The organism is Endozoicomonas sp. ALD040, assembly GCF_049275945.1.
GTDB lineage: Bacteria > Pseudomonadota > Gammaproteobacteria > Pseudomonadales > Endozoicomonadaceae > Endozoicomonas_A.
In genome coordinates this window covers 3868854-3883817 of sequence record NZ_CP184829.1, presented here as the reverse complement: position 1 = coordinate 3883817, position 14964 = coordinate 3868854, and the positions used below count along the sequence as shown (strand labels likewise).

The window sequence follows — 14964 nt, the reverse complement described above, 5'->3', positions numbered from 1 at the left end:
AGAGCCGTTTATAGAGAATTCGTTGTGTTCCGTTACAATCACTAAGTGGTTTTCAGACGCAGAAGAACAGTAGAATGAATCTTGAACGAAGCAACATCCTGATCACCGGCGCTGCCCGTGGTCTGGGCAGGGCCATGGCGCTGCATCTGGCAAAAAAAGGCGCTGGCCTTGGACTGATAGATCTTGAAGGCGAAGCCCTGGATCAGGCGTTAAAAGAATGCTCTGAGCTGGGAGCAAAAACCATTGCCCTGCCCACCAATGTCGCCAATGAGCAGGAAGTAGAAAACAGTGTCAGGCTTGCCAGCGAGAAACTGGGCCCGCTCAATGGTCTTATCAATAATGCAGGCATCCTGCGTGACGGCTTACTGATCAGGACAAAAGACGGCAAGGTCACTGACAAGCTTTCATTGGCAAAATGGCAGTCAGTCATTGACGTCAATCTCACGGGTGTTTTTCTTTGTGGTCGTGAGGTGGCGGCCAGCATGATTGATTCAGGCAGCAAAGGATTGATTCTGAACATTGCCAGCATTTCCCGCTCAGGCAACTTTGGACAAACCAACTACTCCGCCGCTAAAGCCGGTGTCGTCGCCATGACAGTATCCTGGGCCAGGGAACTGGCTCGTTTTGGCATCAGGAGCGCTGCAATTGCACCGGGCATGATTGAGACTGAAATGACGCTGGGCATGAAGCCTGAAGCCCGCGCCAAAATGACTGCAGGTATTCCGGCTGGACGTATGGGCAAGCCTGAAGAGATTGCGGCAACTGTCGCCTTCATTTTTGAAAACGACTACTTCAATGGTCGTGTATTGGAACTGGATGGAGGTTTACGCCTGTGATTGGTCGCCGCAGAAGCTATTGGCCTCTGCGGCCAATCCTCGCTACCAGGAATAACCAATGCCCACCTTGATCTGACTGGAGGTTTTGTCAGCACCCTCTGTTGGAATACTGTCGTAATCCAGATAATGCATCAGGTTTAAAGAAAGACTTTCAGATAACCCCACCCTCAAACCATGCTCTCCATCAAACAACCACTGCCGACCTGAGTTCAGACGGTAAAACAGCTTACTGTTAAAGGAATACTCAAGGTTATCAATGAGCTTCTTCCGGTACACCAGCCCTGTTGTCACGGCCAGGTTTTTTTGGTTATCTTCCAGCTGATAATCTTCCCAGAGATGGGTCAGGCCGACAGTGGTAATCAAGGTTTCTTTGACCGTTTCCCTGAAGCGGTAACCTACCGACCCTCCCAGGGTCAGCCTTGATCTCAGATCTTCCGTGGAGTCGTACTCCTGCTCCAGAGAGCCCTGGACAAACCAGTGTTCAGTGAAATAGCGACTGTACGCATACCCCAGCTCCCACTCTTTGGTGGAAGAGTCTGAGTCTTCTTCTTTCTCTATTTCAATGTCCCACTTAAAACTGTTCTTGTTCCACTCGTCATTGATATCTAGATTGCCACTGAGCGTGAAGGTGGTTTCATTGTCCTCACCCTGATCACTGTCCAACCCAAAGTTGACTTTGCCTGCAATGTCCCAGTTAGAAGCCAGTACGGGTTGTTCACGGCGAATTTCTGCTACTGGCCAGGCGGCCGAGAAGCGCCGCTCAAAACCATCGGGATCCACAACCACCAGTTGATCGCCATTGCTCTTTAACTGACGCTGCTGAGCCTCTTTCTCACCAATCAAACCAATCCAGACGGGCTGGTCGGTTTCAAGAGAACGAACATGACGCCAATTGATGGAAATATCTCCAGCATACCGGGTAGAAACAGTCAGTTTACCCGCTTCCAGCCCCATGATTTTGCCACTGATTACATCTCCATTTTCCATCCATATCTTATCCCCATGGACCATCGCTGCCATGCAGGAAAGAAGTAGTACCCAGACTTTGCGTAACCCAGGAAAACGGCCAATGCCCCTGAAACACTGGACCCCCATGAATACCCCTCGATGAATCGATGTCTTAATGCTTTATAAGGGGGACAAGAGTTCCAAATTAATGAAAGCTTAACAAGAGGGAAAGCCGCTATAGGCATCAGTTTTGCCTCTACAAACGGGTGCCTGGAACCAACAAAAAGGCAGAATCATCGTTTGTCTTGCCATCTTTAGGTGCTTCGTCGGGGAACACTGAAAAACTTTTCACGACAAATGGCCAACAGATTAAGATATGCTTGCAGCCTGTCGGACTTAAGCGTCCGTAGCGAGGATTGCAAGAAATTGAGGATAAAAATCTCTGTTTCTGAGGAGAATAGCGAGCTATTTGACGAAGAAACAGAGATTCTTAGACCAATTTATTGCAACCGCAGTAGGACAGTCTTATAGTCCGACAGGCTGCTTGGCAAGTTAGCTGGTAATATCTATCCCTCGACTACTTTTCCAATCACTCTGGAGACCAGGCTTGCAAGCACCGTTCAGTCCATCCGATATCTGGCTCATCCTGACCAAAATACCCGAGGGTAAGGTGGTCACTTATGGACAACTGGCCAACATGGTCGGTGCTCCGGGCTATGCCCGGGTAGTGGGTAATATTATGAAGCAACTGCCTTCAGGTTCCGGACTTCCCTGGCACAGGGTCATCAATAGCAAGGGACAGATTTCGTTTCCGGAAACCAGCGCCAAGTATCAGCAACAGCAATCCTTGCTTGAGTCAGAAGGTATTACTTTTCTTAATGGCAAGGTCAATCTGAAGCTATATCAATGGAGTGGAGATTAAAGTTTGAACGATCAGGATCAGCACCCGGAAGACATTGCTCTGGCGATTGAAATTATTCGCCAGTTGGAAAACCTTAACTATCAACCCGAGACCATTCTCCAGGCAATGATGCATATTTGCAGGGATTCTCTCGGCAAGCTCCCCGAACAGGAAAAAGAACAATGGCAGGCAAAACTCATTGCCGAGATCAAACGCTAGGAGCCTGACCGAGAATAGCGCCCGTAGCGAGGACGGCAGAAAATTGAGGATGAAAATTCGGTTTTGTGAGGAGAATAGCGAGCTATTTGACGAACAAAAGCGGATTTTCAGACCAATTTGCTGCCGCCGCAGTAGGGCAGTCTATTCTCGGTCAGGCTGCTAGGAAGCTTATATTGTCCGCCCCTCCTAAACGGCTTCAAGTAAGCCAAAATGGAGTTAACCATTTAAACAGGATTAATCGGAGCGAACCACCCATGACTATATCCCGCTAGGCGTGGAGCAGGGCCAGAAGCCGACTGTCGAGCTCTACCCGAATGGATAAAGCGTTAACGTGTGCTACTTTTAAGAGCTGGCAAACCTTAATTAACGTACATACAATAATTCTATGAAGTATGAAGTGACTCGAACGCGGGAGTTTGTCCGCTGGCAAACCCGACTGAAGGACCATCAAGCCCGCAGGGCGGTTACCATGCGCTTGGTCCGTGCCCGTGCTGGCCACCTGGGCGACACCAAACCGTTGGGTGGTGGTGTCAGTGAAATGAGAATTTTTGCAGGCAAGGGTTACCGCCTTTATTTCACGATCCGTGAGGGTCAGCTGATTGTGTTGCTTTGCGCTGGCGACAAGTCCAGCCAGTCCAGAGACATAGAAAAAGCCAGACAGATCCTGAAAGACCTGGAGGAATAAACGATGAGTTTGAAATTGACACCCTTTGATCCTTTTGACCATGCCCTGACCGATGAAGACATTCCATGGTTTCTGACGGAGGCTTACCTTGATGAGGACCCCGCTGTGTTCATCATTGCCCTTGGGGATGTGGTAAAGCACAAAGGCGTGGCCGAGCTGGCCGAGCAGACCGGACTGAATCCCGAAAGCCTTTACAAAGCCTTCAACGGCAAGACTCAGCCCCGCTGGGATACGGTTCACCGCATTCTTAAGGCGCTGGGTGTCCGGTTGCAGGTGGCGGCCTGAGTTGGTTAAACCTTTGTGCCCTTGATAAAAGGGAGATTAAACGTTATGCCGAAGCTTATACCGGGCACTATATGGCCCACTGATGAAGAAGAGGCGGCCATCAATGCAGGCATTGCCGCTGGTCCTGACACATATGAACTTACTGACGAGGAGTTCAAACAATTACGCCCAGTGGGGCGACCCAAGGCCGAAGAGACCAAGGAGCGGATTACTATCCGGCTGTCACCCGAGGTGGTAGAATTTTTCCGCGCCACTGGCAAAGGCTGGCAGACCCGTATCAATGAAGCTTTGCGTGAACATGTGGTCAGGCATTCAGGGTGACAGCTCATGCGGCCTCCCCCTGCTCTGGTTTCACCGGATCCCCAGCCAGCCGAAACGCCACTTCAGTACTCCCACCCCCCGCAGATTGCGATGAGCATGTACAGTTGATGGCAATCAGGTAAAAACCGGCAACCTGAAACCTGATAGGAGACTTGGCCCTTGAGGCCGTCGGACTGATAAGGCCAGGTTGCGCGGATACCCATCAGGGCCAGAAGGTTAGACCTCATGAATAGGCCGAATGTAATTGCAGTTATCTTTGTTTGCAAGTTAAATGACCTCCGAGAGCCGGAGGCTTATTAGGTGACGCCCTCAAAGGGCTTTTATTGCGCCCAAGGGCGCGTGTCAAAACCAAGTTTCAGCTGATCTCGTGTTTCATCATTTTTCTCCTGATTTCGGATATATTCCCTAACCACATCTTCATCAAGACCTACTGTGCTGACAAAATACCCTCTTGCCCAGAAATGCTCACCAGAAAAATTCCTCTGCTTACCTTTGAAGTGTCTCGCAATAGCTATTGCGCATTTACCCTCCAAATAGCCAACAACATTTGAAACAGAATGTTTCGGCGGAATGCTAATGCAAATATGAACGTGATCTCGCATCAAATGCCCTTCCACAATTTCACACCCTTTGCGACTGGCAAGATCGTGGAAAATGGCTCCCAGAAATTTTCTCAAGCTCCCATAAATAACCTTTTGCCTCTTTTTGGGAATAAAGACAATGTGATACTTACAATCCCATCGAGTATGAGTCAGACTTTTGTAGTCTGGCATAAGTCAAACCTCTTGGTTCTTGGCGGAACCTTTGAGGTTAGCTACCGAAGCCTCGGTATAACCTATGCGAGTCTCCCCGGCATAGCCGGGGGTTTACCTAATGATTAATTAACAAAACAGGCTCTTGCAAAACGGGGCGGACCATATAAGCCTTCCAGGCGGGCTTTAAGCCCGCCTGGTGTCAATCGCGTGCAGCTTCCTCAGATTGCTCCATAAGCCTCTGCACGTAACTGATTAACAGCAGCACCGGCAAACCAAGAATAGCGGAGCCTGCAAAAAAGACAGGATAGTTCACTGCATCCACCACGCTACCGGAGTACCCCGCCAATAGTTTCGGTACAAGCGACATCAGCGAACTGAAGACTGCGTACTGCATCGCTGTGAATGCACGATTCGTCAAACCGGAGAGGAAAGCAACAAAGGCAGCAGAGGCAATACCTGCACTGAGATTGTCAGTTGCGATGACCACAGCCAGAATCCAGGTTTCAGGTTCCATTTGAGCCAGCAGGGAAAACAGCAGGTTACTGATAGCAGCCAATAGCCCACCGATCCAGAGAATTTTCATCACCCCGTAGCGAAGGGCTAACAATCCCCCCAGAAAACCACCGGCAATGGTCATTAACAGACCAAAGGTTTTGGTAACAGCTGCTATCTGTTCCTTGCTGTAACCCATATCCTTGTAGAACACATTAGCCACTGCCCCCATAACAATATCTGCAATCCGATAGGTGCCTACCAGCAGCAAAATATAGATCGCCAGTTTTCCGTAACGCGCAAAGAAATCAGCAAAAGGAGCCACATAGGTTTCTCTGACCATCCCCTTGGGCGCTACGTTCAGACTGATCATCAACCAGGCAGCCCCACCACCCAGAGCCACACTGAACAGCAATCGGAAAGATTCAGAAAAGAACCCTGCAACATGAACTGAAACACCGCCATCAACCAACATTGTTTTCAACTGGGAAGAGATCTCGGGAGTTAATGTAAAACCTGCAACAAAAGCCCCTGCCGCTACTACAAACAACCCCAGAAAACGAACATAGTCACTGGTGCCATAATCCTGAGAGAAGGCAGACTGATTGTTTTCAGGCTCTGGAATCAACAAGGTGGTGACAACCCCTACCAGCATGAACGCAGCCATACAGCGATAGACAGAAGCCCAGGCCTGGTAGTGATAAACGGATTCATCACCCCCTGAAAACCAGCTGGCCAGTGCCAGACTGCCAGCCCCGGCCACCAGCATGCCGACTCTGTAGCCCGCAATGTAGGCGGAAGACATCATGGCCTGAAGATCGCTCTCTGCAGCTTCTATCCGGTAGGCATCAATCACTATATCCTGTGTAGCAGATGAGAATCCCAGCATCACAGCCCCCACTGCAACCCAGGTCAATCCATAGACAGGATCATGACTCGCCATAAATAAAAGAGCAGCCATCACCGCGAACTGGGCGAGTAATAGCCAGGCTCTGCGACGCCCGAGACTTTTTGTCAACCATGGCAGAGGGACCCTGTCTACCAGAGGGGCCCAGACAAACTTGAAGGAGTAACCCAGGGCAGCCCAGCTAAAGAAGGTCACCATGCTGCGCTCAACACCCGCCTCCCTGAGCCAGATAGAAAGGCTGCTGAATATGAGTAATATGGGAAGGCCGGCTGAAAAACCAAGAAACAGAACACTGATGACCCTTGGATGCCTGAAGCTTTTCCATGCCTCTCCCCAGGAACGGGAAGAAGAGTCCATTAGTTGCATTCTGCTCCTCCGGGTTTGCTCTTCACAGATGTCAGCGAGTTCTTCGTTGAACTCATAGAAAGGTGCCCTGATAATAACATACCGTTAACGTCTTCCAGTGGTCGAATCTGGCAAATTTATTTTATAGAACTATCGGGAAAGTTTAATAAAAGCACACCTGAACATGCCGGGGAATATTTTTTTGTCTCGATGTTGATTTACCGGATGCCGGTTAACAGGAGAGGCAAGCCCCTCCTGCCAGAATCAGTCTCTGAAGTTGTTGTACTGCAGAGGCATCTCGGTATCCGCTTCTCTCAACAATGCAATAGCGGTCTGAAGATCATCACGCTTCTTACCCGTAACGCGAACCTGCTCACCCTGAATGGCTGGCTGTACCTTGAGCTTGGCATCCTTGATCATCTTGACGATTTTTTTGGCTTGCTCTTTATCCAGCCCCTGACGAACTATGACATCCTGTTTGACCTGTTTGCCAGAACCATAATGATCTTTCACTTCCAGACATTTAACATCAATGCCCCGCTTGACCATTTTGGTTTTCAGCATTTCAACCATTTGCAGCAGCTGGAAGTCAGCATCGGCCGTCATCACAATCTGGTTTTCACCGCTTTTTTCAAAGCTGGCTTCAACCCCTCTGAAATCATAACGGGTGGTCAGCTCACGGTTCGCCTGATCGACCGCATTGGTCAACTCGTGCATATCCACTTCTGAAACAATATCAAATGAAGGCATGAGGGATTCCCCAATCAACAAATTTTAAACGTTGACGACTATTGTATCCGAGAATCCCTGTTGAATGGCAAGCTTAGGTTGAACAGGGTATGGCAATCAGGATGATTGACCACGGTCTTCCAACCTGAAACCAATTCTGACGGTTACCTGAAAGTGTGCAATCTCACCATCCTCAACATGGCCCCGATGCTCCACCACTTCGTACCAGCCCAGGTGATTAAGAGTGACACTGGCAGTGGCAATAGCATTGCGAATAGCGTCATCGCTGCTGACAGTCGAGCTGCCTACCACTTCCAGGATTTTATAGATGTGTGCCATAAATACTCTCCACGACATTGGAACGTCAGGAGAAGTATAGACGTCCATTTAATCACGTTTGCCAAGAACAAACATTTGATAACCGAACTGTCCCAGGAATTTTCTATAGATTTCCAGCTCAGTCTCAATATTCTTCAGCGCTAATGAGTCAGGCATGGCAGGTGACAAATCATGGATTCGTTTTTTCAGTGGTTCGGAGTAGTTATCCCAGGACTCCCGGCTTAGAGAAAAATGGTCGACTATATCATATCCGACAGCGTCCATTTGCTTGAGACGATTGCTGATCGTCTGCATATCAGGGTAGTCTTGCTGCCAATGGGCCATCGCTTCCTGATCCGGATTATCTGTTAGCCATACCAGGTCGCTTACCACCATGAAGCCACCGGGCCGCAGTAATGACTGCCATTGCGTCAGGGCTTTTTGGACCCCCATGATATAAGCACTGCCTTCCGACCAGATAAGATCAAAGCTTTCACTCTCAAAGGGCAATTCAGTCATGCTCACGCAAACGCTGGAAAGCCGTCCGGAAATATCCTGCTTCTCAAAACGCTCTTTTAATCGAGCCAGTGCTGACGCTTCATTATCTATGGCAGTGATGTGTGCTTCGGTATTGTCTATCAACACTCTGGTTGACAGGCCTTTGCCACAACCAATCTCCAGAATATCAGCAGGAGCTTCGGGCACCAGTGATAATGCTTTCAGCGTGTCTTTTTCACTGCCTGGACCCCAGCGTTCGAGGGTCTCATAAACTTTCATAAAGTCGATCATATAAGTCTCGTGATCATTCATATCTTTCGATAACCACTTCAATCTGAGGGCTTCTTTTTCACTAAAACCCTGTTTTACTAACCAGTTCAGATGAGCATCAGGAGCAACCTTATCGAGGTCTTCATGCCAGGCTCTGAGGTCACCCTCACCCAGCATGGCTGCCAACAGCGCTCGTGACTGCTGCTTCAGTGCAATGTCTTCATCAAGCTGCCTGAGGCGTTTTTTCAACAGGTCCCTGTCTATCTTTTTTTCAAGGCAAACTTTGCACTCTTTCAAAGTCAGCCCTCCCGCCTGCAGTTGCTGAATCAAGCGGACTCTTTGAAGGTCTTTATCACTGTAAAGACGGTAGCCATTTTCAAGTCTTTTACCTGAAATAAGCTGCTGCTTCTCGTAGTAGAGAAGCGCTGTACGTGAAAGCCCTACAGCGGCGGCTAACTCAGAAATCCGGTACACACTGATGCATCCTCAAACCATCAACAGGAAGGAACTTTAAGCTATAAAGCTGTAGACAGGTCAAGAAAAATTGAATGATCGAGAACAAATAGAGACCAACACCCGGAGCCTTAGAGAGGGTGTCACAAAACTCTCTCCGCCGTGAGAACGAGTTGACTCCCGTCATTCCCGGCTTCATTCTCGTCATTCCCGCGAAGGCGGGAATCCACAGTGACTCACCACCAGAACCATACTGCCCGGTGACCCCCTGGCCTTGTCATCCGCGAGAAGGCAGAGATCCACCGTTGGCGCTGGATTCCCGCCTTCGCGGGAATGACGACCTCAGAGCATGGGTACGAGCTGTTGGAGTTTTGCGACACCCTCTTTGTCGAGGGTGTCACAAAAATACTTACCCATTCAGATCAGGTCTTTATTATTACAACTACTGATTATAGGGTCGCCCGGACGGGCGCTATTCTCTGTCAGGCTCCAATTTGTCCAATAGCGCCTCAAGATACCCTATATACTGACGATATGCAGATAATTGCCACCCAACCCGCATTAGCCTGGGATCGATCGGTCTGATCTGAAAACCGAAACTTTTAGCCAATTTGTCAAAAGGAACACCGACGACTTTGTTCAAGGTCGCTTTGCCAGCCTTCTGCATATCTTGCTCCTCATGCTCCATGGCAAGCCTGATCAAAAATCGCGACAATAGCTCTACAAACGCAGCCTCTGATTGAACAGGCCCCTTCGTATTAGAATCGTCCGAGATGCCTTTTAACCAATGATAAGTCTGACTGCAAACTGCTCCAACGGTAGCTTCTCTCTGAAATTGTTGTAATTCATCAATGGGGGGTATGATGCCCCGTCCAAAGCCGCTACGAAAAGGTTCAATAAATTCTTCTAAAGATTCCAGCATTTCCGGAGATATTGGCGTGTAAACCAGATCCCGGACATCAACTTCGCCGGTTGTATCCGTTGGGCTGGGGGTATTTTGCTCCTCAACCAGACCATTCCCGGTAGCACGGCTATGAAAAAGCAAGAACAGTCCAATAACAAGTGAATAATAAACAGTATCTTTTACTATGCGCAAAATATCGTTATTGGCAGTACTGTTAGCGTGATCAATACAATAAATACTGATACGATCGCTCTCCAGTTTCATCATGAAATTACCCGGTTGGAAATCGGTGTTAAAAAAGTGGGATTCACTGATTGAATCCAAATAAACCGTTAGCACAAGTTTATGAATGCCAACGATAATAGTCTTTATTTCCGTTTCACTTAACCTTCCACCCTCTTTCCAGTCCGGCTGCCATGAAGCGAGCCTCTCCCTTAATGCGTCTGTACGATCGAGAGAACAGCCATCAATATACTCCATCACAAGGGCATCAGGGCTGGATAACGATACAGCCACCTCAGGTACCCTGAACTGAACTGGCACCTGATGGCCTGAACCGGTACTTACGCGGTACTCGTTGGTTTCCGTCAAATTTTTTAATGCCTCAGACGCTTTTTCAGTAAACTTAAGTTCCTGTGATAAATCACACTCATTACTAAAACTCTTGAATGCCTTGGAAAAGTCGTCAAAGTCCTTCTCTGACATAAAACCCCGGTCATAAAAGTCAGAAAACACGTCGGTCATTATCGAAACATCAATGTTAATTTTTTCTGCCAATTCTGGTGATAAATATTTAACAGCAAAATCTTGTCCATCAATATTAAACTGATCGACCTGGCAAATAGTCCCACGCCCAAGTGTTTCAACATGCCGGACAGTTGCTGCTGAAACGGCAGTGTTAGCCATTAACTGGCTACCGCTGTCATTATCAGCTGCGCCTGATCGTTCCAGCATGGCACCTTCAGAAAGCAGTCCGTCAGAACGCAATCCGGCATTAGCCACATTGCGCTCGACAACTTTCCTGATTACCTCAGGATCAACCTTGCCTGCCGAATACTGACTTGCGGATTTCACTATGTCAGTCACATAGTTATAAAGCTTTTGATCTGATTTAAAATACTCAGCCGGTACCTGAGTTGCTGCCAGGTATTGGCCTATTTTGCCGCATAGTCCACCATTTTCATGGTAAAACTGAGCAATTGCTTCAGGAGAACGTAAACAGACTTTCTTCGCCACTGCAGCGCCGCAACTGGCAGCCACCCCAAGAACACGTGATGTCCTCTTGAGGGTGCGGGTGACTCCCTGTGTTATTGAGCCAGCCGCCTGAGATATCGTCCTGAAAACCAGGGAGTTACCCGCTCTGGAGTGACCTGCTGCAGGGTGCTCATGGGCGGGTTGCAATTGCTTATCGGGATTAATGGCGGTGACAGTGCTTTTTGATGATGCACTGGTGGAAGCGTTAGCCTCAGACAGCCTATTGTATGCACCGGTGCTGGTCAGTCCTGCGGTATTATTCGAAACGTCCATATCAACTCCTTGGTTCATCCATATTGTTTACATACAATCTTTGACTTGAATGAATCAAAGAAGTTCATTTTTAATGCTTATTATTTATTTTGAAAGAAATTAAGGGCGCAATCCCGCTTCTTTAGAGGCGGGTCAAGGCCTTGCAAGGCGTTAGCCTTGCTGTGACAATTGCTTAGATATTGTTACTGACTTTTTCCGAGGTAGTGACCAATAAGACTGCAGTCGTCGGCAACTGCTCCTGCGTTGCTCTAGCTCCTGCATCCATGCAGTCGTCGGCAACTGCTCCTGCGTTGCTCTAGCTCCTGCATCCATGCAGTCGTCGGCAACTGCTCCTGCGTTGCTCTAGCTCCTGCATCCATGCAGTCGTCGGCAACTGCTCCTGCGTTGCTCTAGCTCCTGCATCCATGCAGTCGTAGGTGGCAGTGAATTGGCCTGAAAACCCGCTTTTGTTCGTCAAAAAGCTCGCTATTCTCGATAATACTCCCAGTTATCCATTAGCGACTCCAGTTGCCCTATATACTGGCGATATGCAGACAATTGCCACCCAACCCGCAGTAATATGGGATTGTTCGGACTGATCTGAAAACCCAGACTTTGAGCAAATTTGTCAAAAGGAACAGCGACAACTCTGTGCAAGGCTGTAATGTCAGCCTTCTGCATATCTTGCTCCACATGTTCCATGGCAAGCCGGATCAAAAATCGCGTCAATAGCTCCACAAACGCAGCCTCTGATTGGACAGGCCCCTCCGTATTAGAATCGTCCGAGATGTCTTTTAACCAATGATAAATCTGACTGCAAATTTCTCCAACGCTAGCTTCTCTCTGAAATTGTTGTAATTCATCAATGGGGGGTATGATATCCGGTCCAAAGCCCCTACGATAAATTTCAATAAATTTTTCTATAGATTCCTGCGCTTCCGGGGATATTGCCGTACAAACCAGAGCCCGGATGTCAACTTCGTCGGTTGTATCCATCGAGCTTGGGATATTTTCCTCTTCAATCAGGCCATTCCCGTTAGCACGGTTATGAAACAACAAGAACAGTCCTGCAAGAAGTGAATAATAAACAGGGTCTTTCATCATGCGCAAAATATCGTTATTGGCTGTACTGTTAGCGTGATCAATACAATAAATACTGATACGATCGCTCTCCAGTTTCACCATGAAATTACCCGTTTGGGGGTCAGTATTTAAAAAAAAGGATTCACTGAATAAATCCAGATAAACTTTTAGCACAAGTTTATGAATGCCGACGATAATAGTATTTATTTCCGTTTCACTTAGCCTTCCACCCTCTTTCCAGTCCGGCTGCCATGAAGCGAGCCTCTCCCTTAACGCATCTGTACGATCAAGAGAACAGCCATCAATATACTCCATCACAAGGGCATCAGGGCTGGATAAGGGTACAGACACCTCAGGTACCCTGAACTGAACCGGCACCTGATGGCCTGAGTCGGTAGTTACATGGTAGCGCTTGGTTTCTGTCAAATTTTTTAAGGCCTCAGACGCTTTTTCGGTAAACTTAAGTTCCCGTGATAAGTCACACTCATTACTAAAACTCTTGAATGCACTGCAAATGTCGTCAAAGTACATCTCTGAGATAAAACCCCAGTCATAAAAGAAAGAAACCAGGCTGTTCACCAACGAAACATCAATATTAATTTTTTCTGCCAACTCTGGTGATAAATATTTAACAGCAAAATCTCGTCCACCAATATTAAACTGATCGACCTGGCAAATACTCCCACGCCCAAGTGTTTTAACATGCCGGACAGGTGCTGCTGAAACGGCACTGTTAGCCATGAACTGGCTAACGCCGTCATTTATGCCTGATCGTTCCGGCATGGCATCTTCAGAAAGCAGTCCGGCATTAGCCACATTGCGCTCGATAACTTTCCTGATTACCTCAGGATCAACCTTGCCTGCCGAGCACTGGCTCGCGACTTTTACCATGTTAGTCGTGTAGTTATAAAGATCTTGATGTGATTTGAAATACTCAGCCGGTGCTTGTTTTGCAGCTACGTATTGGCCTATTTTTCCCCACAGTCCGCCATTTTTATGGAAAAACTGAGCAATTGGTTCAGGAGAACGATAACAGGCAACCTTCGCCAGAGTAGCGCCACCACTGCAAGCCAACCCAATAACACGCGATGTCCTTTTCAGGGTGCTGGTGACTCCTTGTGTAATTGAGCTAGCCGCCTGAGATATCGTCCTGAAAACCAGGGAGCAACCCGCTCTGGAATGGCCTGCTGCAGGGTGTTCATGGGCGGGTTGCAATTGCTTATGGGGATTAACGGCGGTGACAGTGCTTTTTGATGATGTACTGGTGGAAGCAGCGTTAGCCTCAGACACCCTATTGTATGCACCGGTGCTGGTCACTCCTGCGGTATTATTCGAAACGTCCATATCATTCCCCCTGGTTCATAAATATTGTTTACATACAATCTTTGACTTGAATGAATCAAGGAAGTTCATTTTTAATGCTTATTATTTTAAATTTTGAATTGAAAAAACTGTAGATAGGTGGAGAAAAATTGAATGGTCGAGAACAAATAGAGACCAATCTTACACCGCTGGCAGCACTCAATATTCACATATCATCATTGACTGTTTAAACTCGCCCGGATTATCTCAACCAGAGTGAGCCAAGAAGTGACCTGGCATATCATCGGTGCTGGCAGTATGGGCTGCCTGTGGACAGCTCAGTTCCTCAAGGCAGGCATGGAAGCTACCCTGCTTGTTCGGGAACAGAGACTGCGCTCACTCAACGTTACCCAACCTGTTCTGGCCATTGATGAACTGGATGGAGTCAGTCAACACTTCCCTATCAAACTGGATTCTTGCGAATCTCTCACTGACTCGATAACCCATTTATTAGTCTGCACAAAAGCGCAGGATGCTGAAGCGGCTGTTCTTTCACTCACTGATCGCTTATCAGACCAGTGCCAGATACTATTAATCCAGAACGGTATGGGCAGCCAACAAGCAATAGCACAACATTTCAGTTCACAAACCGTATGGGCCGCATCGACAACAGAAGGGGCATGGATGAAAGACGTTCTGCATGTCTGCCATGCCGGTCGTGGATCAACCTGGGTGGGTCCTGTTGCTCAGAAGCCTGACAATGCTGTCTGGCAAGGATTAAAGGGCACGCTGAAAAAGCTGCCAGTTGACATTCAGTTTACCCATCAGATTGAAGAAAAGCTCTGGGATAAACTGGCAGTCAATTGTGCCATCAATGGTCTTACGGCTTTATATGATTGCAGGAATGGAGAACTGCTGGACACTGAAGAGCGTCAACAACGTTTAGCAGCATTGGCTGAAGAAGTGACACAGGTGAGGCAAGTCGCCGGTATTCCCGGATCAGGAAACCTTCTTGAGCTGGTCAGGCAAGTCTGCCGGAATACCGCAATGAACCACTCGTCTACCTGCATGGATGCCCGACAGGGTCGAAAAACCGAGCTGGCGTTTATTAACGGCTATCTGATTGACCAGGCTGAAAAGCTGGGAGTAGAAACGCCTGCTAACCGGACACTGATAAGAGAGCTGGCAGAACTCAATATCAGTTAGC

The 14964-nt window shown here is 48.1% G+C and carries 16 protein-coding genes; 8 read left to right on the top strand and 8 right to left on the bottom strand.

Features of this window, described 5'->3' with window-relative positions:
* The first annotated feature begins 74 nt into the window (after nt 1-74).
* The gene (locus tag ACOJUN_RS14170) at nt 75-836 is read left to right on the top strand and encodes an SDR family oxidoreductase (protein ID WP_422132590.1); all 762 of its coding nucleotides are present in this window, start codon (nt 75-77) and stop codon (nt 834-836) included.
* 42 nt (nt 837-878) lie between these two features.
* Here ACOJUN_RS14170 and ACOJUN_RS14165 read toward each other — a convergent pair whose 3' ends face one another.
* Nucleotides 879-1823 carry a DUF481 domain-containing protein gene (locus tag ACOJUN_RS14165; RefSeq protein WP_422132589.1) on the bottom strand — a complete coding sequence of 315 codons (945 nt, stop codon included), beginning with the start codon at nt 1821-1823 and terminating at the stop codon, nt 879-881.
* A 568-nt stretch (nt 1824-2391) separates the two neighbouring features.
* On the opposite strand from ACOJUN_RS14165, the gene ACOJUN_RS14160 reads away from it, so the two are divergent.
* The 5 genes from ACOJUN_RS14160 to ACOJUN_RS14140 all read left to right on the top strand — a co-directional run bounded on the left by ACOJUN_RS14160 (nt 2392) and on the right by ACOJUN_RS14140 (nt 4195).
* Nucleotides 2392-2706 carry an MGMT family protein gene (locus tag ACOJUN_RS14160; RefSeq protein WP_422132588.1) on the top strand — a complete coding sequence of 105 codons (315 nt, stop codon included), beginning with the start codon at nt 2392-2394 and terminating at the stop codon, nt 2704-2706.
* 3 nt (nt 2707-2709) lie between these two features.
* Complete coding sequence (locus ACOJUN_RS14155) at nt 2710-2904, top strand: hypothetical protein (RefSeq protein WP_422132587.1); 195 nt, start codon at nt 2710-2712, stop codon at nt 2902-2904.
* A 397-nt stretch (nt 2905-3301) separates the two neighbouring features.
* A complete protein-coding gene (locus tag ACOJUN_RS14150) occupies nt 3302-3589 on the top strand; it encodes a type II toxin-antitoxin system RelE/ParE family toxin (protein WP_422132586.1) in 288 nt (95 codons plus the stop codon).
* 3 nt (nt 3590-3592) lie between these two features.
* Nucleotides 3593-3874: an addiction module antidote protein gene (locus ACOJUN_RS14145; RefSeq protein ID WP_422132585.1), complete on the top strand. Its 282-nt coding sequence runs from the start codon at nt 3593-3595 to the stop codon at nt 3872-3874.
* A 45-nt stretch (nt 3875-3919) separates the two neighbouring features.
* Entirely contained in the window at nt 3920-4195 is a 276-nt protein-coding gene (locus ACOJUN_RS14140) for a BrnA antitoxin family protein (protein WP_422132584.1), read from the top strand.
* A gap of 320 nt (nt 4196-4515) precedes the next feature.
* On the opposite strand, the gene tnpA is transcribed toward ACOJUN_RS14140, so the two are convergent.
* The 5 genes from tnpA to ACOJUN_RS14115 all read right to left on the bottom strand — a co-directional run bounded on the left by tnpA (nt 4516) and on the right by ACOJUN_RS14115 (nt 8983).
* Nucleotides 4516-4968, bottom strand: coding sequence for an IS200/IS605 family transposase (gene tnpA, locus ACOJUN_RS14135; protein ID WP_422132583.1), 453 nt, complete (start codon nt 4966-4968; stop codon nt 4516-4518).
* A 181-nt stretch (nt 4969-5149) separates the two neighbouring features.
* Nucleotides 5150-6715, bottom strand: coding sequence for an AmpG family muropeptide MFS transporter (locus tag ACOJUN_RS14130; RefSeq protein WP_422132582.1), 1566 nt, complete (start codon nt 6713-6715; stop codon nt 5150-5152).
* 243 nt (nt 6716-6958) lie between these two features.
* Nucleotides 6959-7444: a YajQ family cyclic di-GMP-binding protein gene (locus ACOJUN_RS14125; protein WP_422132581.1), complete on the bottom strand. Its 486-nt coding sequence runs from the start codon at nt 7442-7444 to the stop codon at nt 6959-6961.
* A gap of 96 nt (nt 7445-7540) precedes the next feature.
* Entirely contained in the window at nt 7541-7762 is a 222-nt protein-coding gene (locus ACOJUN_RS14120; protein WP_317142992.1) for a dodecin, read from the bottom strand.
* Between the two features lie 48 nt (nt 7763-7810).
* Complete coding sequence (locus ACOJUN_RS14115) at nt 7811-8983, bottom strand: MerR family transcriptional regulator (RefSeq protein ID WP_422132580.1); 1173 nt, start codon at nt 8981-8983, stop codon at nt 7811-7813.
* A gap of 152 nt (nt 8984-9135) precedes the next feature.
* Between ACOJUN_RS14115 and ACOJUN_RS14110 the strand changes: the two genes are divergently transcribed.
* Entirely contained in the window at nt 9136-9411 is a 276-nt protein-coding gene (locus ACOJUN_RS14110; protein ID WP_422132579.1) for a hypothetical protein, read from the top strand.
* 23 nt (nt 9412-9434) lie between these two features.
* Here the strand turns inward: ACOJUN_RS14110 and ACOJUN_RS14105 are convergent, their stop codons facing one another.
* Nucleotides 9435-11393 carry an AarF/UbiB family protein gene (locus tag ACOJUN_RS14105; RefSeq protein WP_422132578.1) on the bottom strand — a complete coding sequence of 653 codons (1959 nt, stop codon included), beginning with the start codon at nt 11391-11393 and terminating at the stop codon, nt 9435-9437.
* Between the two features lie 465 nt (nt 11394-11858).
* The gene (locus tag ACOJUN_RS14100; protein ID WP_422132577.1) at nt 11859-13196 is read right to left on the bottom strand and encodes an AarF/UbiB family protein; all 1338 of its coding nucleotides are present in this window, start codon (nt 13194-13196) and stop codon (nt 11859-11861) included.
* An 837-nt stretch (nt 13197-14033) separates the two neighbouring features.
* Here ACOJUN_RS14100 and ACOJUN_RS14095 point away from each other — a divergent pair.
* Complete coding sequence (locus tag ACOJUN_RS14095; RefSeq protein WP_422132576.1) at nt 14034-14963, top strand: ketopantoate reductase family protein; 930 nt, start codon at nt 14034-14036, stop codon at nt 14961-14963.
* The last annotated feature ends 1 nt before the right edge of the window (nt 14964 follow it).